23 protein-coding genes and 1 pseudogene are annotated in these 25,260 nt (G+C 67.3%); 7 read left to right on the top strand and 17 right to left on the bottom strand.

What is annotated here, in order from left to right; all coding sequences use genetic code 11:
- Positions 1-377: 377 nt before the first annotated feature.
- The 3 genes from I6J71_RS12900 to I6J71_RS12890 are packed head-to-tail and all read right to left on the bottom strand — an operon-like array spanning position 378 to position 2,276.
- Complete coding sequence (locus tag I6J71_RS12900) at positions 378-1,316, bottom strand: NADP-dependent oxidoreductase (RefSeq protein ID WP_204094932.1); 939 nt, start codon at positions 1,314-1,316, stop codon at positions 378-380.
- A complete protein-coding gene (locus I6J71_RS12895; protein ID WP_204094931.1) occupies positions 1,316-1,786 on the bottom strand; it encodes a pyridoxamine 5'-phosphate oxidase family protein in 471 nt (156 codons plus the stop codon). Before I6J71_RS12895 ends, I6J71_RS12900 begins: the two co-directional genes overlap by 1 nt.
- Positions 1,773-2,276 carry a GNAT family N-acetyltransferase gene (locus tag I6J71_RS12890; RefSeq protein WP_204094930.1) on the bottom strand — a complete coding sequence of 168 codons (504 nt, stop codon included), beginning with the start codon at positions 2,274-2,276 and terminating at the stop codon, positions 1,773-1,775. The genes I6J71_RS12895 and I6J71_RS12890 overlap by 14 nt, the downstream gene beginning before the upstream one ends.
- 73 nt (positions 2,277-2,349) lie before the next feature.
- On the opposite strand from I6J71_RS12890, the gene I6J71_RS12885 reads away from it, so the two are divergent.
- Entirely contained in the window at positions 2,350-3,747 is a 1,398-nt protein-coding gene (locus I6J71_RS12885; RefSeq protein ID WP_204094929.1) for a PLP-dependent aminotransferase family protein, read from the top strand.
- 267 nt (positions 3,748-4,014) lie between these two features.
- On the top strand, positions 4,015-4,560 hold the full coding sequence (gene msrA, locus I6J71_RS12880; RefSeq protein ID WP_204097021.1) for a peptide-methionine (S)-S-oxide reductase MsrA: 546 nt from the start codon (positions 4,015-4,017) through the stop codon (positions 4,558-4,560).
- 207 nt (positions 4,561-4,767) lie between these two features.
- Here msrA and I6J71_RS12875 read toward each other — a convergent pair whose 3' ends face one another.
- The 3 genes from I6J71_RS12875 to I6J71_RS12865 all read right to left on the bottom strand — a co-directional run bounded on the left by I6J71_RS12875 (position 4,768) and on the right by I6J71_RS12865 (position 6,911).
- On the bottom strand, positions 4,768-5,394 hold the full coding sequence (locus I6J71_RS12875; RefSeq protein WP_239154744.1) for a TetR/AcrR family transcriptional regulator: 627 nt from the start codon (positions 5,392-5,394) through the stop codon (positions 4,768-4,770).
- Between the two features lie 61 nt (positions 5,395-5,455).
- A complete protein-coding gene (locus I6J71_RS12870) occupies positions 5,456-5,845 on the bottom strand; it encodes a DUF488 domain-containing protein (protein WP_239154742.1) in 390 nt (129 codons plus the stop codon).
- 436 nt (positions 5,846-6,281) lie between these two features.
- Complete coding sequence (locus I6J71_RS12865; protein WP_204094928.1) at positions 6,282-6,911, bottom strand: TetR/AcrR family transcriptional regulator; 630 nt, start codon at positions 6,909-6,911, stop codon at positions 6,282-6,284.
- 1,011 nt (positions 6,912-7,922) lie between these two features.
- On the opposite strand from I6J71_RS12865, the gene I6J71_RS12860 reads away from it, so the two are divergent.
- From I6J71_RS12860 to I6J71_RS12850, 3 genes are all read left to right on the top strand, one after another.
- Positions 7,923-8,552 carry a TetR/AcrR family transcriptional regulator gene (locus tag I6J71_RS12860; RefSeq protein WP_239154740.1) on the top strand — a complete coding sequence of 210 codons (630 nt, stop codon included), beginning with the start codon at positions 7,923-7,925 and terminating at the stop codon, positions 8,550-8,552.
- 96 nt (positions 8,553-8,648) lie between these two features.
- Positions 8,649-9,266, top strand: a complete 618-nt coding sequence (locus I6J71_RS12855; RefSeq protein WP_204094927.1) for a TetR family transcriptional regulator C-terminal domain-containing protein — start codon at positions 8,649-8,651, stop codon at positions 9,264-9,266.
- Positions 9,267-10,586: 1,320 nt separating this feature from the next.
- Positions 10,587-10,919: a GNAT family N-acetyltransferase gene (locus I6J71_RS12850; protein ID WP_204094926.1), complete on the top strand. Its 333-nt coding sequence runs from the start codon at positions 10,587-10,589 to the stop codon at positions 10,917-10,919.
- Positions 10,920-11,992: 1,073 nt separating this feature from the next.
- Here I6J71_RS12850 and I6J71_RS12845 read toward each other — a convergent pair.
- The 4 genes and pseudogenes from I6J71_RS12845 to I6J71_RS12830 all read right to left on the bottom strand — a co-directional run bounded on the left by I6J71_RS12845 (position 11,993) and on the right by I6J71_RS12830 (position 15,677).
- Positions 11,993-12,910 (bottom strand): NADP-dependent oxidoreductase, encoded by a 918-nt coding sequence (locus I6J71_RS12845; protein WP_204094925.1) that lies wholly within the window; start codon positions 12,908-12,910, stop codon positions 11,993-11,995.
- Between the two features lie 191 nt (positions 12,911-13,101).
- Positions 13,102-13,654: pseudogene (locus I6J71_RS12840) on the bottom strand (transposase).
- 144 nt (positions 13,655-13,798) lie between these two features.
- Positions 13,799-14,719 carry a ferritin-like domain-containing protein gene (locus tag I6J71_RS12835; RefSeq protein ID WP_204094924.1) on the bottom strand — a complete coding sequence of 307 codons (921 nt, stop codon included), beginning with the start codon at positions 14,717-14,719 and terminating at the stop codon, positions 13,799-13,801.
- A gap of 184 nt (positions 14,720-14,903) precedes the next feature.
- Positions 14,904-15,677 (bottom strand): SDR family NAD(P)-dependent oxidoreductase, encoded by a 774-nt coding sequence (locus I6J71_RS12830; protein ID WP_204094923.1) that lies wholly within the window; start codon positions 15,675-15,677, stop codon positions 14,904-14,906.
- A gap of 173 nt (positions 15,678-15,850) precedes the next feature.
- On the opposite strand from I6J71_RS12830, the gene I6J71_RS12825 reads away from it, so the two are divergent.
- Positions 15,851-16,156, top strand: coding sequence for a DUF427 domain-containing protein (locus I6J71_RS12825; protein ID WP_204094922.1), 306 nt, complete (start codon positions 15,851-15,853; stop codon positions 16,154-16,156).
- A gap of 113 nt (positions 16,157-16,269) precedes the next feature.
- On the opposite strand, the gene pcaD is transcribed toward I6J71_RS12825, so the two are convergent.
- The 4 genes from pcaD to I6J71_RS12805 all read right to left on the bottom strand — a co-directional run bounded on the left by pcaD (position 16,270) and on the right by I6J71_RS12805 (position 20,044).
- Positions 16,270-17,571: a 3-oxoadipate enol-lactonase gene (pcaD, locus tag I6J71_RS50635; RefSeq protein WP_370542128.1), complete on the bottom strand. Its 1,302-nt coding sequence runs from the start codon at positions 17,569-17,571 to the stop codon at positions 16,270-16,272.
- 319 nt (positions 17,572-17,890) lie between these two features.
- On the bottom strand, positions 17,891-18,538 hold the full coding sequence (locus I6J71_RS12815; RefSeq protein WP_204094921.1) for a nitroreductase family protein: 648 nt from the start codon (positions 18,536-18,538) through the stop codon (positions 17,891-17,893).
- Between the two features lie 52 nt (positions 18,539-18,590).
- On the bottom strand, positions 18,591-19,415 hold the full coding sequence (locus I6J71_RS12810) for an isocitrate lyase/phosphoenolpyruvate mutase family protein (protein ID WP_204094920.1): 825 nt from the start codon (positions 19,413-19,415) through the stop codon (positions 18,591-18,593).
- An 80-nt stretch (positions 19,416-19,495) separates the two neighbouring features.
- Positions 19,496-20,044, bottom strand: a complete 549-nt coding sequence (locus tag I6J71_RS12805; protein ID WP_204094919.1) for a carboxymuconolactone decarboxylase family protein — start codon at positions 20,042-20,044, stop codon at positions 19,496-19,498.
- Between the two features lie 654 nt (positions 20,045-20,698).
- Here I6J71_RS12805 and I6J71_RS12800 point away from each other — a divergent pair.
- Positions 20,699-21,613 carry a DNA-3-methyladenine glycosylase gene (locus tag I6J71_RS12800; RefSeq protein WP_204094918.1) on the top strand — a complete coding sequence of 305 codons (915 nt, stop codon included), beginning with the start codon at positions 20,699-20,701 and terminating at the stop codon, positions 21,611-21,613.
- A 1,061-nt stretch (positions 21,614-22,674) separates the two neighbouring features.
- On the opposite strand, the gene I6J71_RS12795 is transcribed toward I6J71_RS12800, so the two are convergent.
- From I6J71_RS12795 to I6J71_RS12785, 3 genes are all read right to left on the bottom strand, one after another.
- Positions 22,675-23,208 (bottom strand): TetR/AcrR family transcriptional regulator, encoded by a 534-nt coding sequence (locus I6J71_RS12795; protein WP_239155340.1) that lies wholly within the window; start codon positions 23,206-23,208, stop codon positions 22,675-22,677.
- Positions 23,209-23,607: 399 nt separating this feature from the next.
- Positions 23,608-24,489 carry a hypothetical protein gene (locus tag I6J71_RS12790; protein WP_204094916.1) on the bottom strand — a complete coding sequence of 294 codons (882 nt, stop codon included), beginning with the start codon at positions 24,487-24,489 and terminating at the stop codon, positions 23,608-23,610.
- A 197-nt stretch (positions 24,490-24,686) separates the two neighbouring features.
- Complete coding sequence (locus I6J71_RS12785; RefSeq protein ID WP_204094915.1) at positions 24,687-25,067, bottom strand: nuclear transport factor 2 family protein; 381 nt, start codon at positions 25,065-25,067, stop codon at positions 24,687-24,689.
- Positions 25,068-25,260: the final 193 nt, after the last annotated feature.

Here is a 25,260-nt window from a genome sequence, read left to right as displayed (position 1 = left end):
ATTTTTCACTGGTCCACAATCCCGTGATCGGCGTGCTGGGAACGATCGTGTCACCAGCGGATGGAGCATGGTCAGGCGGTGGGATCGTCGGGAGCAGGTTCCGCGTGTGGCGCGGGAACTGGTTCAAGGAGCTGACCGATCGCCGGACGCTGGTCGAGGACGAGCCGGCGTGGGTAGCCGACAAGCAGGTAGACGGTCCGGAACGAGCAGAGGAATGGACGTGCGAATTTCCGGTCTTCCCGGCATTGGTCATTCTCATACGGATGGTTTCACTCCGCCGGGCGGCCGGGAAGCGAGCGGGCCGGCGCCGGGCGCGCATCGTGTCGCGCGCCCGCGCCGGCCACCGATGCCCGAGGACCGGATGGGCTCAGTTCCCGCTACGCCCCGGTCCCGACGTGGAGCACGACCGGACCGCCCTTGTTGCCCGAAACAGCGCGCTCGAGCGCGGTCGCCGCCTCGGCCAGCGGCAGTACGGTGCCGACCGACAGGGTCAGCCGGCCCTCGGCCAGCAGCCCGCAAAGCTGCGCGAGCTGGGCGGGGTCCGGGCGCACGTAGACGTCGGCAACGCTGATACCACGCTCGGCCGCCGGCGGGTCGCCGGTGATGGTCGCCATCCGGCCCCCCTCCCGCACAGCCACCATGGCCTCGGCGCTACCTGCGGGGACCGCGTTGACGGCGGCGTCGACCCCGACGCCGCCGGTCAGTTCACGGACCCGATCGGGCCACCGGCTGTCGTGGTAGTCGACGACCTCGGCCGCCCCGGCCCGCGCGACCCGCCCCGCGCTCGACGGCCCGGCCGTAGCGACCACCCGGACCCCCCGCCCGGCGGCCAGCTGCACCACCAACCCCCCGGTCGTGCTACCGCCACCGTGGACCAGCAGCGTCTCGTCCTCGGCGACCGTGAGCGACTCGGCAAGAACCTGCTCCGCAGTCAGCGCAGGCACCGAAAACGCCGCCGCCGTCTCCCACGACACCCCCCGAGGCTTCACCACCACCAGCCCCGCGTCGACGACCACACGCTCCGCCCAGCAACCCTGGTGACGCAGGGGAAGCGGATGACCGAGCACCGCGTCGCCGACCCGCAAGTCCCTGACCCGGGAACCGACCGCGATCACCGTGCCCGCGACTTCCACCCCCAGTGCCATCGGCGGTCTCAACCCGACATTCCACGCACCAGCTCGGACGATGTCGTCCCAGTTGCCGACACCCGCCGCCGCAACCTCGATCACCACCTCGCCCGGACCCGGACCATCCGGCTCGGACAGCTCCAGCACCTCGACCCCGCCACCGATTTCACGCACTCCCGCGGCACGCATCACATTTTCTCCGTTTCACCGGGAACAACCCCGTATTTGGTGGACCACTCGGCCATCAGAGCGGTTTCCTCGGCACCACCGAAGGCATACGCGGGCGACATGATCGGCTCGACACGATCGACATGGACCAAAACCGCCTCGTGCGCGGGGTAACCCGGCCCGTTCACCTCACCCAGCCAGCCGTGCAGCCACTGGTAAACCGGCGTTTCACCACCATGAATCGTCGCCGTTCCGGTGAACCGATAGCCCCGACGCCGGAAGATGTCCACCGCATTCATCTCCACACGCGGGTCCGCGGTCAGGTTCGCGACCGTCCCGGGCGAGGCGATGTTCATGAACGCGATGTGCTCATCGTCATACACCCGCGCCGACGCCTTCGGCGACAAGCTGGGCGAGCCATCCGGCCGAACCGTCGCAACAAAAGTAAGCTTCGCAGCCTCCACAATCAACCGCATATCAGCGTCGATCATGCTCCCCGCTCCTCTCAATTTCGAATATGCCCCAACCGCCCGCGAGCGGCCTGGAGAAGTGAAAAGCGCTGATGGACAGGCCGGCCTGGGCGTAGAATCGATGGGCGTCGTTTCGCGTCACACCCGAGTCCAGCTCGAGTGTTCGACAGCCTCTGGCGGCACCCGCCCGCTCGAGCCAAGCGAGCAACGCGCGACCTGCGCCCCTGCGTCGCATCCTCGGATCACTCACGAGGTCGTCGACGTAGAGAACCCGTCCCCTTGTGGTCGACATGACTCGCCAACCGGCCAGACCCGCGAGCCTCCCGGCTTCGTCGAACGCACCCAGATATCGAACTCCTTGCGCCACCGACGCCGCGACGGCTCCGGCCCGATCGGCGGTGTCTGGCCGCAGATGTGCCAGCAGCGCCACAACCTGATCATCGGCTTCCGGGTGTTCCAGCTCACGGACTTGCACCGGCGAGCTACCTGCGCGCGCCGCGGTTGCTTCCATGCAACTACACTAGCTCCAATGTGGACCCGTGATGGAGTCCAAATACCGGAAAGAAACGGGTACCACTTCTGGAATGGAACTCTTACTGCCGATCGAACCGCTGCAGCCCGGACGGCCTCGTCGGGTTCAGCTCGAAAGCGCCCTGCGCGACGCGGTGCGTGGTGGTCGGCTCGCGGCCGGCCAGCGGTTGCCGGCCAGCCGTGTATTGGCCGGCGACCTTGGAGTCTCGCGGCGTCTGGTCGTCGAGGTCTACACGCAGTTGACTGCCGAGGGCTATCTGGTCAGCCGGCCAGGCTCTGGCACCTGCGTGTCCGACCTGCCGCTGCCGCCGGCGGCCGGTGTGCCTGCTGCACTCCAGCCGGCCGAGCCCCCGGCTCGATGGGACATGCGTCCGGGCATTCCGGCGCTGTCGGCGTTCCCTCGTTCACTCTGGCGGCGCGCGTGGACGGCCGCATTGGGTGCCGCGGCGGATTCCGATCTGGCGTACCCCGACCCCGCCGGGCATCCCCAACTGCGCCAAGTGCTGGCCGCATACCTCCGCCGGGTCCGCGGCGTGGACGCCGACCCACAGCGGCTGTTGATCTGTGCCGGCTTTACTCAAGGTCTCCACCTGCTCGCCCAGACCCTCCATGCCCGAGGTGCCCGGACCGTCGCACTCGAGGACCCTGGATTGCCTCACCGTGCACCGATCCTGCGCCAGGCTGGTCTGGCTGTCCTGCCCGTCCCGGTCGATGCCGACGGCATCCTCGTGGATCGGCTACCCGAACAGGGCGTCGACGCGGTACTGACCACCCCGGCTCACCAGTTCCCCACCGGTGCGATCATGGCGCCCGCCCGCCGGGAGGCGGTGCTGGCATGGGCCGGGCGATGCGGCGCGATCGTCGTCGAGGACGACTACGACGGGGAGTTCCGCTTCGATCGACGCGCTGTGGGCTGCCTGCAAGGCCGTGCGCCCGACCGTGTCGTCTACCTCGGATCCACCAGCAAGAGTCTGGCCCCCGCGGTCCGTTTGGGCTGGCTGGTCACCCCGGCCGGGCTGCACGCCGAGCTGCTGCCGAACAAGTTCCTCGCCGATCACGGCAGTCCGACTCTCGATCAGCTCGCTCTCGCCCATCTCGTCGAAGCCGGCGATTACGACCGGCACATCCGCGCCGCCCGGACCCGCTACCGAACCGCTCGGCAAGCACTTGAACAGGCCATCACCCGCCATGGCGTGCCCCTGCAGCTCACCGGGACACCTGCCGGTGTCCAGACCCTCGCCACCCAACTCGACGACACCCACCCCGATCAGTTGACCGCGCGCGCCCGAGCCCTCGGGATCGCGTTCGACTCCATCACCCGCTACCAGCTCAACCCTGACGCGAACCCGCGCGGTGTAGTGATCGGCTACGGCAACATCGCGCCACACGCCATCGACGAGGCCATTGCCTTGCTCGCCACCGTCACCGACGGACCACTCGGATCGGCCTGATGGGGGCACCGAAACCGGCCGGCAAAGCAGTCAGCCGTTGCTGCGTCGCCAAAACTCCGCCCCCCGGCGGAACCGGTCCCGACGGAGCCGTCGGCGCTGGAGCGCCCGCGACTGGCTTCGAACAGGGCCGGAAACGTTGATAGGGACTATATAGTCCAGTTACACTGCACCAGACGCCCAGGTGCGCATTGGCAACCGCTGACTGCTTGCAGAGGAGACGACGTGACGACCGAAAAGGCGATCCTCGCCGGCGGCTGCTTCTGGGGCATGGAGGAACTGTTCCGCCACCAGCCCGGCGTCGTATCCACCCGCGTCGGCTACAGCGGCGGCGACATCCCCCACGCCACCTACCGCAACCACGGCACCCACGCCGAATCCATCGAGATCCTCTACGACCCCGACCAGACCGACTTCCGCACCCTGCTCGAGTTCTTCTTCCAAATCCACGACCCCTCCACCAAGAACCGCCAGGGCAAGAACATCGGCACCAGCTACCGCTCAGCGATCTTCTACACCACCGACCAGCAAAAACACATCGCCGAAGACACCATCGCCGACGTCAACGCCTCAGGCCTGTGGCCCGGCAAGGTCGTCACCGAACTCACCCCCGCCGGCGACTTCTGGGAGACCGCACCCGAATACCGGGACTACCTGCACAAGCACCCCCACGGCTACACCTGCCACTTCCCCCGCCCCGGATGGAAACTCCCCGATGACCGAGCACGGCTGGGCGGACGACGAGTGGCCGCCGCTGTACGACAAGGCGCCGGCCGCGGACTTCCCGATCCTGCCTGGACCGACCTGGCTGGGTGACACGAAGAAGGTGCTCGAGCGGTTCTGCGCCCGCTCGCAGCTGCTCAACGACGCGGGCCACCCGACCGGGTGGCTGCGCCTGCCGGCCAGCTTCACGTCACGACGACGGGACCCCGGGAAGCGACGCGGTCGCAAGAGTCAGCTTGCGCCGGATGATGGGTGGTCCGTCAAGTCCAGTTGGTAGCGCTGGCCCGATCGGAGCCGAAGTCAGGCCTGGAACGCCCTGATGCAGTCAATCGCCATGTCCAGTGCGACTTTCATGGGCGCCACGTCCTGTTTGGTTTGCGCGAGCAGGTACCCGCCTTGAAGGGCACCGATCAGCCCGATCGCGAGCCGCTGGGGGTCGGCGTCCCGCCGCAGTTTGCCGGCGACTCGCATCCGCTCCAGGCCCTCCGCGATCAGGCCTTCCCAGCTCTCGAAGTGCTCGGCGAGCGCTGAACGCGCTCGTTCGTTCCGATCGGACAGCTCACTCGCCAGCGAGCCGAGCGGGCAACCGTACGCGCCGTTGCGCAGCGCATTGTGCTGGACGATCGCGTCCCGCCACCGTTCGAGGCCGCGAATCGAGTTCAGCCGTTTGAGCTGGCCCTCGTGCCAGCCGAGCAGGTCCTGCGCCTTGCGGCCGATGACTTCCTGGACCAAGGCGTCCTTGTCATCGAAGTGGTGATAAAGTTGCGACTTGCTCGTGCCGCTGGCGGCGCGCACGTCGTCGAGCGTGGTCGCGGCCACCCCCTTGACGGACATCAAATCGACCGCTGCTTGCAGGATCCGGGCCCGCGTCGCCTCACCCCGCGCCGTCCGCCGGGTAGCCCTCACTGTGCGCTCCGGTTCTACCACGGCAACAGGTTACCGCACGCGCACCTGCAACGACGGACGCGACAGCGCCGCGGGAGGTTCGTCATCCGCCGCCGTCACCGCCGACCACCCTGGCCAGAACGGCGGCCTGGCTGATCGACACGTCCTTGCTCGCGGTGAGCAGCGTCAGGTTCCCGGCCCGGGCGATGCTCTTGAGCCGGGCGACGACGGCGGCCCGGGCCGGCGCCTCCAGTTCGACGCGGTATCGCGCGGCGAACTCGTCGAACCGCTCCGGAGCATGCCCGTACCAGGTCCGCAGCTCCGGCGATGGCGCGACCTCCTTGCACCACTCGGAAAACTCGAGCGCCCCCTTACGCACACCCCGGGGCCAGAGCCGATCGACGAGAACCCGGGTGCCGTCGGCGGGTCCCGCGGGCTCGTAGACGCGCGCCACCCGCACCTGAAAGGAGAGCATGGGCACAGTTTCGCCCATTTTCCGAAGAATAGCCAGCCGGCAAGGCAGGAATTCCGATTGTTCGCCCCAAGAGGGACCGTCCGAGACCCAGGCGCAACCGTGTGACTCCGGCCGGTGAAATCGCGGCCGTCCCGTTGCGGCACGCATGGGGCGGGAACCACGGGCGCTGCGCGAAGACCGCAAGACCATCCACCCGTAGACCAGCGATCTCCGGATCAGCTGTGTGCCGGAGTTCCGTGGCCGGTCGCATGGGCAATGGCTGTCCCACCGGCTCCCTCGCGACGAAGCCGTGTGGTCCGCAGCCGGGCTCCGTCCTCACTCCCCCATCGACGATCGCGGTGCTGCCGCCGACGGCCTGCCAGGCCACAACCCGTTGCCACACAATTCCCACTGAGCGCCGGAAAGGAAGAGGAACCACGATTCCTCGGTACTCTTCCAAGCGCATTCCGGTCAATCAGCGGCCGCGCGCGGCCAGAACATGGCGGAGCATCATGTCGAATGGCTCCAGCACGTCGTCCGACCTGCTCGCCTTCCGAGAGCGGGCCATCGCACCGACGAGCGCCCCCATGACGGCGGTAGCCAGCTCCGCCGGCTGCGAGCCGGGCGCGAGCTCGCCGCGATCACGCAGCCGCCCGAAGGCGTCCCCGAGCGCAGACTGCCAAGGTCCGAGGCTCGCCGCCAGAGCCTCGCCGGCCGGCCCGGCGCTCCCGGTCAGCTCGTGGACGACGATGCCCAGCGGATAACCGGCGGGGATCCGGGTGGCGCGATAGCCGGTCACCACACCATCGCGCCACCGGTACAGGTCAGCGGGGCTTGCAGCCGTCATCAGCCGGCGGCCGGGGCTCGCGAAGACCTCGCGCACCTGGACCCGCACCACCTCAGCGACCAGTGCCTCGATGTCCGCGAAGTACTCCCGTAGCCATGGAGCGCTCACGCCCGCCAGGCCGGCCACCACACCGAGTTCCGCCGCCCGAAGGCCGCGCTGGCACAGCAGGTCCACCGCCGCCGTCATCACTCGTTGCCTCGCCGCGTCATCGGCCGCGGCCGACCATGCCGCTCCATCTCCGGTGAAACCACCGCTCATGACTCGGTCCCCCGGCGCGACAGAGCAACCACAGTCCCTCGGGCCTCCATCAATGGACTACTAGGTCCATTCAACCCCTCGATGGCGTCTGGTCCCCCGGTGGTGCATCCACTCGCAGCGACCCCAGTTTCCACTATTTCCGGGCGACGAGCTGCTTGAGTTGCGGGAATCCGAACATGACGTTGAAACAGCTTCACCTCGAGGTCCAGCATGCCGCCCACCGTATACTGGACCTTGAAGTCCAAGCAAAGCTCCTCCCACGACCGCGTGCCGCAGCACAGCGCGTAACGCGTCGGCTCACGTGGTGGCAGCTGTGGTCCCCACCTGCGCCCTCGCGCCGTCCGCGCAGGCGGCCGGCAGCACCGCGCCGGCGATTCCCGATCCGGCCGCCCGACGCTCTCGAGCTCACGGCCTCAAGGTCACGTGCACGCGCGTGGCGCGCACAGTCGAAAGTGCGTGGCCCGACGTCGCGCTTGGAGTAGCCTCGTCGGGGTTCCTGACCTGGGCGATCATTGCCGTCCGGACCGACTTCGACAGTCGTGCCGTAGCCAAGCTCGCCGCCGCCTTCGTCATCGTGGTCACATCAGTCCCGCGTTGGACGGTCGGGCCGGCTGCCGTGCGCCGCGATTCGCGTCGAGTAGTAACCGAAAGGAATCGGTAAGGCCGGCTCCGTGGGCACCGGCGGATCTCGCGACACGGCCTGGCCGGAGGTCGGGCGGACGGCGTGCAAACCCTACCGCCAGGAACGATCCACCCGGGTGTCGCCGCGCGTTCCTGCCGGCCGAACGTACAGCACCGGCGCAGCTACCAGGGCTGACACGGTTACCCACGCGGGCACGCCGACTTCCACCGGGTGTCCGAACCCCTCGCCCCCCTCCGCGTAGCCCGCGGCGATCATCCGGCAACGGAGACCCTGCCTGCCGGTGACGAGGCCAGCTGCTCCCACAATGCGGACCGTGCAGTCCAGCTGGTCGTAGGTCGCGGGTCACACAGTGCGGTAACCTGACAGCCGTGGACGAAGCGGAGGGCACGACGCAGACAACCCGGCTGACCGCACGCGGCGCGGCGACCCGGTCCCGCATCGTGCAGGCGGCAGTCGACCTGATCCAGGTCAAAGGGGTGGCCGCGACCACGCTCGACGACGTCCGGGCGGCCAGCAGCACGAGCAAGTCGCAGCTCTACCACCACTTTCCCGACAAGAAGGCCCTCGTGCGCGAGGTCGTGGCGGCGCAAGGCGCGCAGCTCATCGCCCGCCAGGAGGACCAGCTCCGGCGGTTGAACTCGATCCGCGGTCTCGAACGCTGGCGCGACGCGCTCGTCCAGCGCGCCTCCCTTCGCGACGGCGCCTACGGCTGCGCGATCGGCTCGTTGGCCGCCGAGCTGGCCGATCGGGACCAAGAAGCCCGCTCGATGCTCGCGAAGTACTTCGAGATCTGGGAGGAGCTTCTGGCCGAGGGGCTGACTCGCATGCGCGCCTCCGGCATCCTCCGACCGGACGCGGATCCCGAAAAGCTCGCGACCTTTCTCGTCGCCGCGTTGCAGGGCGGTTACCTGCTCGCGCAGACCGCACACTCGGCGGAGCCGATGAAGCTGACGCTCGACCTGGCGATCGACCATGTCCGTACGTTCCTGGCCTCGTAGCCGCGCCACATGCCAAGATCGAAGTGGACGAAAACGTCCACCAAATCTACCGGGTCGAGGTGGTACTACCCCCGGCCGTCCGCTAATGTTCGAGCCATGTCGGGTGACCAGACCGGGATGGACGTCGAGGATGCCCCGGAGCCGCACCGGCTTGTCGTGACAGCGGCGATCGACCTGCTGCGTGAGCGCCGGCTCGGGGAGATCACCTTCGATGACGTCCGAGCCGCCAGCGGGATCCCCGAGACGCAGCTCCGGCAGGCATTCGAGAACGAAGACGCGCTTGTCGAAGCGGTCGTCCACGCCCAGGTCGCCGGCGTGCTGGCCGTTCAGAAGCCTCTGTTGGACGAGGTACGCTCGCTCGCCGATCTCCAGGCCTGGCGGGACAAGCTCGTCGAGGACAACCTCATCAGCGGCGGCGCCGGCGGCTGCCCGATCGGGTCGCTCATCGGCGAGCTCGCCGGGCGGCACGACCGTGGCCACCGTGCCTTGGTCGCCGGGTTCGCGGCGTGGGAAAGCCTTCTCGCGGCAGCCTTCCGGCGCATCCAAGAGAGGGGCGAACTCGATCCCGGCGCCGACCCGGAAAAGATCGCCACCGCCATCATGGGCGCGCTGCAGGGCGGCTTTTTGCTCGCCCGGACCACGCGTGACCCCGGCCAGCTGGCGACGGTTCTCGATGTGTCGCTCGAGCACCTGAGGGTACATTCCCACCGGTAGCCTTCTGGACTACCTAGTCTCCTACGCTGCCGTGGTCATCGAGGGAATTCCCAGCTGGCACCCTCACCGCTGCCTGCGTGGACCCACGGCCCACCCAGCGCCGGGCCATGTCCGGACGGTGCCCGGTCGCGGGCACAGGAAGCGGGCAGTCTGAAGCACCATCACCGGGCGCGGAGAAGCCGAGGATCCCGAGACTGGGGGTCGATGCGACTGTCCGGCCGGCGGCCGCGTCCAGGGCGCCACGTCGGACCGCACGCTGCTACGGGCCCCGACGAAGCCCGCGCACCGCGCATCCACACCGGCTCGCCGGACCGCGCCGAGCGCACGCCTGACAGGTCAGGCACCGCGACGGGCGCTGACCGGCCCGTTGGTCACCTGCGGCTGGATCACCGCGTCTGGACGGCAGCACTTCGAAGTCGTGCAATCGCCCCTCGACCGCGGGACGGGGATCGACCGGTTGTCGCCCAGTACGCGGCCCGGAGAAGACCCGTTCGATCACTTGGCCATGCCCGTCGGTGCCGGCACCTCATGAACGTCGTGGCAAGCGGGTGCTCGGCATGTGACGCCAGCACCCGCTCACCGGTTGAGAGGAAACGGCCGACCCGATGAGGCCAACCGTGCTGGTGGTCGACGGAACGGGCCGAGTTCTTACCGATCGGCCCGAGATCGGCCGGGTGCTGTCCCTCCCTCCCACCGGACACGCCGCGCCTTCCAGTCGGCGTCGCTTCAGCGACCGCACCGACACCACGGAGTTGATCTCCGTGAAACTGCCTCTGAAGCACGAGCGTTCCGTGCACCGAACGGGATCGACCGTGAAGTCGGCACCACCGGGCGCGCCGTGGATGCGACTCCCAGGCCCACCAACAATGCCACAGCAGACGCGACCCGAGAAGCCGTTCAGGCCGCCGATGGATCGCGGCAACATGACCGTCGGCACTGGAATCAAATTCCACCGAATTCGCGCACTGCCCGCAATAGAGCCTCGTGATCTCCTGAGCATGCGCAGCACGACTGCAGATGCGCTGACAGCCCTGGGAAAAGCTCCTCGGGGTTCTCACCCGCGGCCGCCATCTCCGCGTAGGTGTGGAGTGCGTCGAGGGCGAGGTCACATCCGACATCCCGTGGATCGGTGCGGAGGAACTCATCCAGAGCCTCCCAGTTGCTCATGCTTTGCCTCGAGACTTGTCATTTCCTGGGTGATCGCCACGAACCTCGGGTGCCTGGTGCGTCGGCTTGTGAACCACAGTCCTGGACCGTTAGCACCGGCTCTTCGGTGGTTCTTACGAGTAAGAACCACCGACTCCGAGGCGCTGTCATGGCATGGACAGGGACAAGTACACAGACCTCGACATCCGCGTGGACAAGGACGAGAAGGCGGAGACCTACGACGCGTGGCTCGGGCGGGATCGCGTCGGGACACTGGTCTACCAGCTGACCGCAGGCAGGGTCGCGATGATCTCGGTCGCGGTGGACCGCGAGTACCAGCATCAGGGTGTGGCCACGGAACTGATCGCCAGCGCGCTCGATGACGTCGCCCGCACCGGAGCGAAGGTGACGATCGGCTGCCCGGCCGTTCGCTCCTTCATCGACGAGCATCCCGAGTACGCCGATGTCGTGGACAGCCACCACCCCGGCGTCCGGTCACGCCGCTGACGCCGAAGCTCTCCTGGCTGCGTGGCTTACGGATGCCGGTCAGTGGGGTGATGGCGTCGTTGACCGTGGCGTGGACTTGCTTCGCGCTGCTCGGATGTCGGTCGTGAGCTACCCCCAACAGCTGGACAGCCTCCCGGCACTTCGAGCACCTCCCCCGTCCGTGACGTCGCGACCGCCGGACCGGGATCAGGCACTCACTCGCCGTGGGAATGGGCTCCTCGCTCGTGCTCAGGACCATGATCCACGACCACACCCGTGGATCATGGTCCTCGGCACGGGGGCTATCCAGATGTCGGAAGCGCCGCCAAGAGCCGCCGGCACGACTCCTCACACCGCCGACACGCCTCGGCGCAGATGCGGCAATGTTCATGGTGCGCAGCGTCTTGCTCACACTCTTCTGCGCACGCAACGCAAGAGGCGAGACAGCTCTCGACGGCAGCGCGGGTGACCGTCAGGTCAACTGCTGTCCGACGCGTCAGGATGGTCGTCGTGGCGGCACACACGTCAGAACAGTCGAGGTCGGTCCGTATGCACTTGATCAGCGAGGCGATGTCAGGCTCCGCCAGGCAGGCGTCGGCGCAGGCAGCGCAGGCCTGGAAACAGGAGACGCATTCTTCGATGCACTTGATCAATGCGTCATCGAAGGCCGACCTGGGACCTGGGTAGGAGTCGACCATCTGCTTGATCACGAGCGCCATGGTGAATTCCTCCGTCGTCTTGAATCGGGGTTCGCCGTGTACCAGAAGAAGCTCCACAGAATACCGTGGTGCCAGAGCATGCTGGTCTTGCGCGGTGACGTCCAAATCTCAGCCACACCCCACTGCCGATTCTCAAGCCTGGCCGATGCGGGCGTTACCGGTTCCGCTACCCGGCGCTGTGGCCCACAGGGGTGCGAAAACGAGCAGAGCCCGCCGACGGCGGGCGTCCGGCGCAATCGAACGGCCGTCGGCGGGCTTGCCAGCAGGCGCACGGGTCGCGAAAAGCTCCGAGTTGGACGCGTCGAAGCAAGAACGATGGCCGCGTGGTTGACGCCGGTCCGCGAGGCGGCCCCGATCAGTCGCCGCCCGGAGTCCTCACGGACGAACGCGAATGATCGTCTTGCCCTTGGCCCGCTCAGTCCGGTTGAAGGCGGCCACAGCGTCATCGAGGGTCGAGACGTTGCCGATGACCGTCCGCAGCCGTCCGTCCCGCGCCCGCCGGACGATCTCACCCAGCTGGGCACGGTCGGCCTCGACGACGAAGTCGATCGCTCGGCCGTCGGCGGGCCGAGCCTCAGGCGGGCCGGCGATCGTCACCAGCGTTCCCCCGGCTCGAATCAGGCCCGCGGACTGCTTCCCGATGTCGCCGCCGATGACATCGAATACGAGATCGACTTCGCCGACCTCTTTCAGCGAGTCATTCTCGAGGTCGACGAACTCCTGTGCGCCGAAGTCGAACGCGGTCTGCCGGTCGGCAGCCCGACCGCTGCCGATGATGTAGGCGCCGGCCTCGCGCGCGAGCTGCGTCACCATCGAACCGACTCCCCCAGCGGCACCGTGCACGAGGATGCTCTGCCCCGACTCGACACGGCCGTGCACAAACAATCCCTGCCACGCGGTCAGGCCGGAGATCGGCAGGCTCGCGCCCACCGTGAAGTCGACGTCGCCCGGCAGCGGCGCGAGGTTACGAGCCTCGACTGCCGCGTACTCCGCCAAAGTGCCATCGCGCGTCCAGTCCGTGAGGCCGAACACCCGCTGCCCCACCGACAATCCCGCCGTGCCGTAGCCGAGGGCGCTGACCACTCCGGCCAGCTCGTGGCCGGGGATCGACGGCGTCCGGTCACGACCGAGGCGATCGACCCAGGCCGACGGCCACGTCAGCTCACCCGGGGTGAACCCGGACGCGTGAACCTCGACGACAACGTCGTTCCCTGCCGCAGCCGGCTCAGGCCGCTCCACCAGCGTCATCCCGGCCGTTCCCACGGCTTGATCCGACACCACAATCGCCTTCATCCGGCACCTTCCTGTATCCAGTCTTCACCTGGGCGGCACTTTCAGTACAGCAGTATTCGCGGCATCGGACCTCAGCGTCTTACCACGCAGATCAGGAGGTTGTCGAACCTGAACACGGTTCGTGATGGCGCTCCTACGGCGGCCGCAGCAGGAGCGCCCCGTGAAATCTCCTGGCCAGTCAAGAGCGCGTCTTATTTGGTGAGTTCCTTATAGCAGGTGATGCCGGCGGCGCGGGTGAGGAAGGCGAGTAATGGCCGGCTTTGCGTTCGTAGCGGATGGTGAGTCGGCGGTAGCCGAACAGCCAAGCGATGGCCCGTTCGATGACCCACCGGTGTCTGCCGAGCTTGTCTGCGGGTTCGATGCCTTTGCGGGTGATGCGCGGGAAGATCACGCGCCGGCGCCAGCCAGTCGCGCAGGGCAGGGATGTCGTAGGCCTTGCCGGCGTGGAGCTTGGCCGGTTTCCGGCGCCGGGGTCCCCGGCGGGAGCGGATGGCCGGCAGCGCGTTGACCAGGGGGCTTGAGTGCGTGGCTGTCGTGGGGGTTGGCCGCGGAGAATCCGCCGGCGAGGGGCACGCCCCACGCACAACCACTGGTCAACACGAACACGATCGCGGGGAACACCGCCTGCGGATCCGTCCGAGCATGCCCACCACCCCGCGGACGCTCCTTCGCCGGCGGGATCGACGGCTCCACCGGCGCCCACAACTCATCGGGCACCAGTCGATGCGACAGCGAGTCGATCACCGCACGAGATCATCGCAAACTTGGCAGAGAGTCCAAATGAGACACGCTCTTGAGCGTGAATCGCGCCAGGAGCCGACGGCACGCCACCTCGTTCCCTCACTCCATGAGCCTCCCCCGGGAACGGCTGAATGGCGGAGGCGGAAACTAGCCGGCGGTCGGTGCCGCGCCCTGCACGATGTCTCCATTGAGTCCATCCGGGTAGAAGCCGCCGGAGGAGGCTCCTTGCGGATCGAGGTAAACGATGTTGAGGATCTCCGCGGCGCTCCTGCCGAAGGCACGACCGTGCTCGTCGGTGGGAACCAAGTTGGCTTCGTCCTTGGTGCCGAGATCCTGATCGTCATCAGCGGGGCCGCTGACCGCGTTGCGGACCGCGGAGATCTTGTGCAGGACATCGAACACCGAGTCGTCCGCGAGTCCTTCGGCGAACAGCGTGGCCCGCACGATCCCGGCGTGGTAGGCCTCGGTGGCCAGTAGGCCTGCTGCTGCATCCAGGTACGTCTTGTTGGAGATGAACGGTGCCGCGCCCTTGAAGGCCGTGACTCCGACATCTTCGAAGAGGAAGGCAGCGAAGAGGAAGTTGCGGTCGCTCGCATAGGGATCGAAGATCTCGCCGGGCTTGATCAATTCGGCGGCGGTCGCCGCGGCGGTAAAGCTGTAGCCAAGGGAGATCCGTGGGCGCGCAACGGCCGCGTCACCGAGTGCGCCGCGGAGGAACGCCACGTGGGCTCGCTCGTCCATGGCGATCTCGTGGGCAATGTTCTTGATCACGGGACTGGCGAAATTGACCTGTCGACCACCGGAAACCTGACCCGGCTTCCCTGTCCCGCCTACCAGGTCATCCGGTAGTCCCCGACCTGTTGCGCCACGAAGGTAGAACTCGGCTTCGAGGTACTCCAGGTTGAGCGCGAAGTTCAGGATCGAAGCGTCACTCGGTCCATCTCCTCCTGTCGGAGCCGCCGGTGCGCCGGTGGCGGCTTCGGCCACCATGCTGGCGAGCTTGACCCGATCTTCGGCTGTTTCGGCGCTGCGGTTGATGGCGTCGTCGATGAAGCGGTCCTCAGCCATCCCAACTCCTGTGCTGTTCGATGATGACGGTCGGGCCTGACGGCACCTCGTCCGTTTCAGACCGCCGGGGCCGGCCACGCCGGGCAACGTGGCGCACACACCGGAATTGCCGGTCGTTGCCTGCCGGCGCACGCTGCGGACAGGTGCGGGAACGTCCGCAGGGCGCCGGCGTTACCCCGCGGGGTTAGTTGCGGCCGGCCATGACGCCGCCGTCGACGTCAACGATCGCGCCGGTCATCCAGCTCGACTTGTCCGACAGCAGGAACGACACGGCGTTCGCGATGTCCTCAGGGGTGCCGACCCGCCCCAGCGGGTGGAAGCCGGCGAAACTGTCGACCGTTTCGTCGAGCTTGTCCGCCGGTACGAAGCCCAGGTACAGGGGCGTCTTGACGACCGCGGGAGCGACCGCGTTGACCCGGATCCCATGGGGCGCCAGCTCGATCGCGAGCGCCTTGGTGAACGAGTGCACGCCGCCCTTCTGCACGGAGTAGCCGGTGTGCGGAGTCGCGGCGATGCCCTGGTGCGCCCACATTGAGCCGACGTTGACGATCGCGCCGCCCTGGCCACCGGCGACCATGCCCGCGACAACGGTCTGCGTGATGAAGAACAACGCCCGGTTCAATTCGTTGTATGAATCGTAGAAGGCTTCGTCGTACTCAGTGAACGCCTTCGGGATGAAGAATCCCGCGGCATTGACCAGCAGATTCGCATCAGCGTGTTCGGCGGCGAGCTGTTTGCGGACCTCGGGCACCTGGTCGCGATCGGTCAGCTCCGCCGTGATGCCCCAGGCTTTTCCCTTCTGCGACAAGGCGTCTACTGCGGCCTGGACCCGCTCGGAGTCCCGGCCGGTGATCACGGCGGTACCGCCCCCGCCCACCACCTGGTGGGCCGTGGCCAGCCCCATACCGCTGCTGCCACCGACCACCACGACCTTCCGGCCCTCGAAGCTCTCACCCATGACAGTTGTTCCTTCCTCACCGAATCGCGACGCCGGGCGGTTCCCGGGTCGGGCAATCAGAAGGTTCGTGCCGCACGGTCGACGGGTCTTACCTGAAGCGGTGCGCCAACCCGGTAAGACCCGGTCGTCGAGGCGCCGCAGACAGTCGACACAACAACGAAGGGTGCGTGCTCGTGAAAGCCATCGTCGCGGGGACCGTGATCGCCGAAGCCGAACAGCAGGACCTGATCTCCATCGAGGGGAACCGGTACTTCCCGCCGGCCGCGATCCGGCAAGGAAGCCTCCGACCGAGCACGACGCCGTACACCTGCCCGTGGAAGGGCGCAGCCCAGTACTACGACGTCGCCACCGACGACGGGCAGGCACACGACGCGGCCTGGTGCTACCCCCACCCGCACCGGTCCGCCCTCGACCGCGTCGGCAAGGATTTCTCCGGCTACGTCGCCTTCGACCCGCGGCAGGCGGACATCGTCGGCTGACCGCGGCGTTGCCCGGAACCGGTAGCTGAGAATGATGATCCATTTTCAGCTCCGCCGCGGTCCGATGATGCCGCACACGCCCGAGCGCGGCGCCCCTGACTTGACCGCGGCCGTCAGCTGTCGTGTTCCTCCAAGATCCCGCCGGCAATGGCGAACGCGGTGTTCGCCGCGGGGACGCCGCAGTAGATGGCCGACTGCAGCAGGACTTCCTGGATGTCAGCGGGAGTGAGCCCGTCCTGCAGCGCGGCCCGGATGTGCATACCGAGTTCGTCGTGGTGACCGTTGGCGATCATCGGCGTCAGGGTCATGCACCGGCGGGTCGTTCGCGAGCGGCCGGGACGGGTCCAGACCTCGCCCCAGGCGTAGCGGGTGATGAAGTCCTGGAACACGGAGGTGAACTCGGTGGTCCGGGCGATCGCCCGAGCGACGTGGGCGTCGCCCAGGACGGCCCTGCGCACGGCCATCCCAGCCGCATAGCGGGAGCCGTCGTCACTGGGGACTGTCGCGTCGCGTGTCTCGCTGTGGCTGTCGAGATGGCCGCGCAATGCTGCCAAAACGGGCGCTGGACGTTCGACCGTGACGAGGTGCGCCGCGTGCGCGACCTCGGTGAGGCTCGCTCCAGGGATCCGGTCGGCCAGGAGCCGGGCATGGTCGACCGGTGTCGCGAGGTCCTCGCGGCCGGCGACCACCAGGGTGGGCGCGGTGATGCGAGACAGCTCGGCACGGAGGTCGAACGAGGCCAGTGCGTCGCAGCTCGCGGCGTAGGCCGTGGCGTCGGTGGTCCGTAGGTCGGCGACGAGCGCCTGGGCGGCGGGATCGTCCACGAAGGACGGGGTGAACCACCGGCCGGCCGCGGTGTCCGCAACGGGAACCATGCCCTCGGTTCGAACGAGGCGCGCGCGTTCGTGCCAGCCGCCGGGCTCCCCGAAGTGAGCCGAGGTGCAGATCAGCATCAGCGAGGTGACGCGCTCGGGGTGGTTGACGGCCAGCCACGTGCCGACGGCTCCTCCGAACGAGATCCCGGCATACGCGAAGCGGTCGATGCCGAGCCGGTCCGCGAGAGCGAGGACGAGACCGGCGACGTCGCCGACAGTGGCGGCGGCGGGTAGTAGCCCGGCGGGTGAGCCGCCGTGGCCTGGTAGGTCGTACCGGATCACCTGACGGCCACGAGCCAGTGCTGCCGCCTGCGGTTCCCACACCGACAGCGAGGTGCCGAGGGACGGTCCGAGTATCAATGGAGGTGCGGTGCCCGCGCCGTCGGCGCGATGGTGCAGGACGGTCATGTCGTGTCTTTCGGGCAGGTTGTCCTCAGGACGCGCCCCGGTCATCGAGAAACCACAAATACAGAGGCGGTAGCGTTCCCGCTGGAAGAGCGCGACCTCGTCGACCTGGCCCACGACGACCAACGCCGGCAAGAGGCCGCGACGCCGGGCAAGCGGTACTCCGTGAACGTCGAGGCGCCGCAAGAGGTGCTGTCCGGCCCGATCGGTGTCGACGAGATCCAGGCCCGCGTTGGCGCAGGCCTGGATCTCGTCGACGCCTGCCTCAGCAGTTCCTCGCCGAACTGCTCGACGGCCCCACAGTACGAGCCGAGAACCAGTTACCGAGCGAGGAGGAGGTCCGCGGAGCGACCCGAGCCGTCAACGATGGGGACACCAACCGGCGACCGAAGACTGACATCGCACAGGTCACGACCCCCGTGGCGCCCGCGGTCGTCCCCCCAGCCCAGGATGCTCACATGAAGGTGAACAGCCGGTCTGCTTCGAAACGCGAAATCGGTCCCTTGTATGCCTTCTCGGGATTGGGGTAGCCGAGTGCCAGCAGCACTGTCGTGGTGTGACCGGTTTCGCGGATCTTGAAGGCCTTGTCGACGCTGGCCGGCTCGAACCCTTCGAGCGGTGTGGCGTCGACGCCGAGTTCAGCGGCCGCCATCATGGTCATGCCCATTACCATGTAGGTCTGTTTTTCCATCCAGTGGTTCAGATCCTTGTAGGCGTAGTTGCGCAGGTTCAGGAAGTCGCGGGTCATGAACTGCCACATCGCGTTCTTTTCCGGGTCGGGGAACCGACCGTCGGCGGTCTCTTTGGCGAACACCTCGTCGAGGTGGCTGTCCGGCACATCCGCCCGGGTGGTGAGGATGATGGTGTGCGACGCGTTCAGGATCTTGCCGCTGTTGTCCTGAAACCGTTCGCCCAAGTTGTCCGCGAGCTGCTTCTTGGCTTCGGCCGAGGCGAGGACGTAGAAGTGGTTGGGCTGGATGTTCGTCGAGGTCGGCGCGGACCGGAGAAACCTCAGCAGTTGGTGAAGGGTTTCGTCCGGGATGGTTTTGCTGCCGTCGAAGGCCCTGGTGAGATGCTGGCTCATGAGCTTCTCGAGATCCATGTCAATCTGCTTTCTTCTTGTGACCAGTAGGTGAACGGTGGTGGTTCGTGGGCTAGTTCTTGGCGCGCGCGATCAGTTCGCCGATGCGGTCGAAGCTCATCCCCGTCGTCGCCGACGCGAGGTCGCCCGCGACGAGCGCCTTGGTGGCCCGTTCGAGTGCCGCCATCGCGTTGGCGTAGAGAAACGGACCCAAACTGATGCGCTTGACCCCGGCGTTCTGCAGCTCGGCGACGGTCAGCACCTTGTCCGACGGCGACACCAGGACGTTGACCGGTGTCGGCGCGACCGCGGTGACGATCGCGCCCAGAGCGTCGAGGTCGGGAGGAAATGGCGCGTAGAGCACATCCGCACCGACCTCGGCGAAGGCCGTCAGGCGCCGGATGGTGTCGTCGAGATCGGGCCGTCCCTGGATGAAGTTGTCGGTGCGGCCGGTGACGGCGAGGCGCCCCTTGGCCGCGTCGACGGCGCTGCGCACGCGATTGACAGCATCGTCGAAGTCACGGATGGGTTGGTCGGGATTACCCGAGGTGTCCTCGACTCCGATACCGGCCAAGCCGAACTCGACGGCGGCTTCGACCGTTGCCGCGACCTCTTCAGGCGTGTCGCCGTAACCGTCCTCGAAGTCTCCGTTGACGGGCAACCCGGTCAGCCGGCCGAGCAGTCCCGCGTGCTCGAGATGCTCGCCACGGGTGACTTCGTGACGTCCGTCGGACCGGCCGAGTGTGGCGGCGAGCGCCGCCGATGATGTCGCGATCGCCTCGAAACCGGCATCGGCCACCATCAGCGCCGAGAGTCCATCCCAGGCGTTCGGCATGACGAGGCCACCCTCGCGGGTGTGCAGCGCCATGAATTTCTCGTAGAGCTCCGAGCCCGGCATAGTGCACCTTTCCTGAATGCTCGTGGGGGGCCGTGAGGGTTTACCGGGCTGTGCGCGCCGCCTTGACGGGGTACCGGCGATCAGCTGGGCGTACCGGTCGCGTTGACCGCGGGGATGTCGATGTCGGTCTGGTTGACGTTGTTGATGAAGTTGGTGAGCAGCGCTTGCACAGCGACCGTGACGATCGCCAGGATCTGCGAGTCGGTGTACCCGGCGTCTCGCACACCCGCGAGGTCGGCGTCACTGACCCGCCCGCGGCTGTCGACCACCCGCCGAGCGAAGTTGGCGGCCGCGGCGCGCTTGGGATCGACCGAGCTCCCGGCACGGCTGAGGGCGATGTCGTCGCTCGACATGCCGCCGAATTCAGACGATACGTACGTGTGCATTGCCAGGCAGTAATCGCAACCGTTGGCTTCCGACACGGCCAGCGCGATGCTGTGCCGGGTCCTCGCGTCCAGAACCCGGCTCAAGGTGCCTTGCAGAGTCGTGACGACCTCGAGGACAGTCGGGTTCGACGCGATGGTCTTGAACATGTTCGGGACGAAGCCGAGCTGCGCGCGGACCCCCTCGAGTATCTGCTGCGAGCCGGCGGGGACCTCATCGGGAGAGGGAACGGTCAGTCGTGACACAGCGAATCAGCCTCCGGTAGGTGTATGAGGGTCAGCGTCGAGCCCCAGCCGGCTCTTACTGCTCCAGAGTTCCGCCGCAGGCGTGACCTGCGCCGGCCGGTGGCGTCAGTTGCGTCGGGCCTGGTGACCTGCGTTGGGAAGGGCGACTCCGTCGGCGCCGATTTCCGGATCTCTTCACGACGAAGCCACCTTGTGTGGACTATACAGACCACATAGTTCCACGCAGTCGCTTCCCCTGGCGAGCGGAATCGACCACCTCGGACACGGGCGGCTCACCGTCTCATCAAGCCAGACATATTCAGTTCTCAGCACCATCTCGGCCACGCCGTGAGCCATTCAGCCAACCGGAGAGTGCGAGTTCAAGGCACCTCGAGCCAGGCCGCCTCAGCCGTGATCGGTTGACCTGAACTGGACTGTCTAGTCCATATCCAAGGCGGGGTGCGGGTACGCAGAGACCTCAGCTCTCACCGACCGGCCTGTATGCTCGCCGTGGTGCCCCACTGATCCGGCCGGTCTCCGCCTGGAGATCGAGGTCACCGCTAGCAGCCGACGCGTTCGCCCTCACCTCCGGCTTGGTCGAGCGCCAGCCGTACACTGCGGGTTCTCCGGGCCGGCCACCTGGAGGACCGTCTCCCGCACCCCGAGGGAGGGACGATGGAAATGCCGCCGGACCGTTCCCTGCACTGGCAGCCCGGCTTTCCCGTGGACGCGAAGCTGACGCTCAAGAGCCTCCGGCGCGGCCGCCACGATCCCACCCACCGCCAGGAAGCCGACGGGACCCTGTGGCGGACGGCCCTCACCTCGTCCGGGCCGGTCACCTACCGGATTCGGCAACGGCGCCTGGACGACCTGGACGTCGACGCGTGGGGGCCAGGCACCGACGAACTCATCGGGAGCATCCGCACCGAGCTCGGCGAACACGACCGTCCGGAGGACTTCCGGCCGGCACATCCCGTTCTGGAACGAGCCTGGAGCCGCCTGCCCGGCCTCCGGGTCCCGCGTACGGGACGGCTCTTCGAGGCCCTCGTCCCCGCGATCCTCGAGCAGCGGGTGGTCGGCCTGGACGCCCAAGCCGCCTGGGCCCGCCTCGTCGGCGCGCACGGCGGCCCGGCGCCGGGTCCGGCGCCCGGGACGATGCGGGTCATGCCCTCGCCCGCGGCGTGGGCGAAGATCCCGATCTGGGATTGGCGGCGAGCCGGGGTCGACCTGCACCGTTCGAAGACCGTCAGCTCCGCGGCGTGGCATGCGGCCAAGCTCGATCGGGCCGCCGCCGACCCCGCCCGCGCGTACGAACTGATGTCAGCGATGTCGGGCGTCGGGGTGTGGACTGCCGCGCAGGTCGGGCATCGCGCGCTCGGCGATGCCGACGCGCTGCCGCTCGGCGACTTCAACCTCGGCCGGATGACCGGCATGGCTCTGCTCGGCCGTCCACTGGCCGAGCAGGAGATCGAGGCGTTCTACCTGCCGTGGCGGCCACACCGCTACCGGGTGGTCCGCATCCTCGAGCTCACTCCGCGCTCGGCGCCGCGTCGCCGCCACCGCGCGCCCCGCGCCCGGCCGTTCCAATGACGCGGTGGTCTGCGTGCTTCATCACCGGGGCGGTTTGCAGCCGCTGAATCCCGGTCACCACAGCAACGAGCCATCGGGCAAAGCGTCGAGTCCATCCCTTTGATTGCTCACCGTGCCGGCAGTTCCTCAGTCGTGTCGGTGGCGGCAGCGGCCAAAAGACGACCGGCGAGCCGTGGTGGGATCATCAGAATCTCCTGGTGTTCAGAAATGCTGTTCACCAGTCCGAACAGGAGACCACGGCCGCTGACGCCGCCGGGCTGCCACACGCACAGCTCACCCAGCGGTGGGCCGGCAAGGCTTGTCGATCATTATTTGGACTATACGGTCCACTGTGAGGCGCGTCGGGTGGTGGCGGAGGACGGAAGCTGCCTGAGGCGCTGTGGTCAACATCCTGGCTGCGTGCACTTCTTGATAAGTGCGTGAGAAGAGCCACCAGGTTGAGACAGCAGCGGGCACCGTCGTCGTGCTCAGCGGTCACCAGCCTTCGACGGGAGCTGTCCTCAGCCCTCATCACAACTCAGGGAAAACCGCAGCGGCTTCCGGCCGGCGTAACCGGTCACACGAAGCCCCGCACCACGGAGGCCGCCAGGGCCGCGCCTCAGTCATCGTACAGTTCCGGGAGGGAAATCCCGCCTGGCTCGTCGGGGGAAGCCCCGGGCCGGCGACGTTTCGGCTGCCCAGCAGCGGGGCTCGCACGCAGACCTCAGCCACAGCCTGGGCGATGTTCGGTTGGATGCGCACGACGGCAGGCGCGCGGTCGTGTTCTCGTCGGATGACCAGGCGAGCACCACGTCCACGATCAGCTCGCGGATGGCGGCCCGCGGTTCACCGCAGCCGCACCCTGTGACGGAGTGGACCATAGTGTCCATCAAAGTTACGATACCGTCGTGGAACGCCCACCGGGTCACGCCGTTGTGCCGCGATGGTTCGGCCCGCCCCGAACCACAGGAACCCCACACTTCGAGTTCACCTCAGTCGGGGCAGACGTCGGATGCGCCGCGTCGGGCAGTGGATCACCGCGTTGGCCGGAAGTGCCACTGTGGTGTCCCGCTACTGGCGTTTCACACCTGGAAGGTGCGGATGTAGTCGATGGCCATGTCGAGTGTGATGCGCATGGACTTGATGTCCTGCTCCGTCTGTGCGAGCAGGTACCCACCTTCGAGGGCCCCCATCAAACCGATCGCGAGCCGCTCGGGATCGACGTCACGACGCAATTCGCCCGCGTCACGCATCCGCCGCAGACCATCCGCGATCAGGCCCAGCCACGTTTCGAAGTGGCCGGCAAGGGCGGATCGCGCCCGCTCGTTCTGGTCGGAAAGCTCACACGCGAGGGAGCCGAGCTGGCATCCATAAATCCTGTTGTGCAGGGCGTTCCGCTGGATGATCGCATCACGCCAGCGCTCGAGCCCCCGGACCGAATTCAGCCGGCGCAACTGCTCCCCCTGCGCGGTCAGCAGGTCCTCAGCCTGGTACTCGATCACGTCCCGAACAAGCGCGTCCTTGTCGGCGTAGTGGCGGTAGAGCTGTGACTTGCTGGTACCGCTCGCCGCACGAACATCGTCGAGCGTAGTGGCGGCCACGCCTTTTACCGTCATCAGGTCCACAGCAGCCCGCAGAATCCGAGCCCGGGTCGCTTCACCTCTAGCCGTCAGCCGGACAGGCTTCATTGTGCTCTCCGGTTCCACCACGGCGACAGATTAGCGTACCCGCACAGGCCCGGGTGCCAAGCAATGTGATTCCGTTATGCGATCCAGGTCAGGCTCTTTCTCGCCTCCCCCTGAGGTGACACAGCTGGAGCGGACTTTGCGGCCACCCGTGGATCCGCGATCGCCTTGCGACATCAGCACCCATCGAACAGACCCACGCCGAATTCACCGCCTTAACCGCCACCACGTGGCCGGAATTTCGACAGGTCACTCCATATCCGCCCGACTTTTCCCGGGTATTGGGGGGCCCTCGTGAGCGAGGTGCCGACGGGTCGGCGTGCGACCGCCTCACGGGCTTGCGCCAGGCCGCCCTCGACCAGAGGGGCACGCAGTTCGTCCCGGTAGGCGCCGGCGGTTGCCGGCCTCGTGGGCGCGGTAGGCGTAGAGCCAGGACCGCGCTCCATACACGTTCAGCTCGATGCCGCCGTCGTGGTACGGCTTTCCGAACAGCTCCCGCAACTGCGGGTCACAATGGTACGCAGACCTGCTCAGCCCTTCGGCCGCGTCGTCCAGCGCGGTGTTTTCCATCTCGGCCCACTCGCGTCGGACCAGCCCCGGCGCCGCTGCGACAGCATCGGCGAAGTTGACCACGCCCTCCAGCGACAGCTCCACGCCAAGCGGTCCCTGGTGATATCGGCTGCACGCGGCATCGATCGCCCGCACGGCGGCCACCGATTCAGCGGACCATTCGAGATCGTCGGTGCCGGGCACTCGGAACAGGTTGTCGACCAACTGCTGCGCCAACGGCACCAGGGAGGCCACGAACGCGTCGCCTTGCTCGCGATTCAGGTACACCCACGCCGGCGTCGGCGGGTGCGCGGAAGCAGGGAAGTCGACGCGCGTCCAAGTGTCGATGAAGAACATCAGCAACTCCGGGATCGGCTGAGTAGCCGCAGGCACGGCGCTATTCGGATTCTCGCCGGGGTACTGCGACGTCCAGACCGCCCGATCCGCACCCCTGTCACGGATCGGCGCGTGCACACGCCAGTCGGTGCAGAAAAAGGAGAGCTCGCCGGTGCGGACATTGAGCAGCACCCGCTGGTAATGCCCGACCCAGAAATCCGCCTGGGTGGGCAGCGGAGGCAGCTCCACACCATCGGGAACAGGCAGGTGCACAACCTGGGTTGTGTCGGTGTTTCGGGACACTGCGGGCGTAGTGGCGCCGGGCATCGTGGGCTCCTCCCCCATCAACGGCTTGGGCAAGTAGCTTGTGGTTGAAGCGACTGGTTCCCGGCACTCGGCAGCCACGACCATGCGCAGCAAGCCGAGCTCACGCCTGGCCTGCGACGCGAGCAACACACTGTGCACACGACACGCACGCACACACCTCGACGAAGCCGTGGACCAGGAGCCTCACACGCGGCGCATCAAGTGCCCGGAGCGATCGCACAGGCTGAGACACAGACCCAGGTGCCCTCACGCTTCTGGTACGCGTCGGTGTACAGGGCTTCCTGCTCCGCGCCATCGGCGAGCATGGTGTACGTGCTGCGACCGTGGATCAGAGCAACATCGCTGAGGATGCGGATCTTGACGTCGTGCACGGCAAGGTCCTTGAAGGGCCGCGGCTTGGCGATGTATTCGAGGAACTCCTCACGGTTGCGCGTGACACCTGGAGTTTGCACGACGAAATCTTCAGCGAGCAACTCGCTGAAGCGCGTGGCGTCGCCGGCCTGGTCGGCCCCGACGTAGTCGAGGTTGAGCCGTTCGAGGATCGCGAGATCCTCGAACGGTTGCTCGGCGTCGCTCATTCTCTGGCTCCTCCGGTGAGCGGTTCAGCGGTCGTTGCAGGTGTGCACGGCGACCGACGTGCTCGTGCCAGTGATCAGTGTCGGTCAGTCGTGCTGTCTTACCGGCAGGGTCGCGATCTCGGTGCACCCTCGACGAGCAGGATCGCGCCCCGCCGGTCACGCGGGTGTGACAGCCCACACCCGGAGTAGCGTG

Source organism: Amycolatopsis sp. FDAARGOS 1241 (assembly GCF_016889705.1).
Classification (GTDB): domain Bacteria; phylum Actinomycetota; class Actinomycetes; order Mycobacteriales; family Pseudonocardiaceae; genus Amycolatopsis.
The sequence above is the reverse complement of the archived record's forward strand: the minus strand, read 5'-3'. Positions and strand labels throughout refer to the sequence as shown.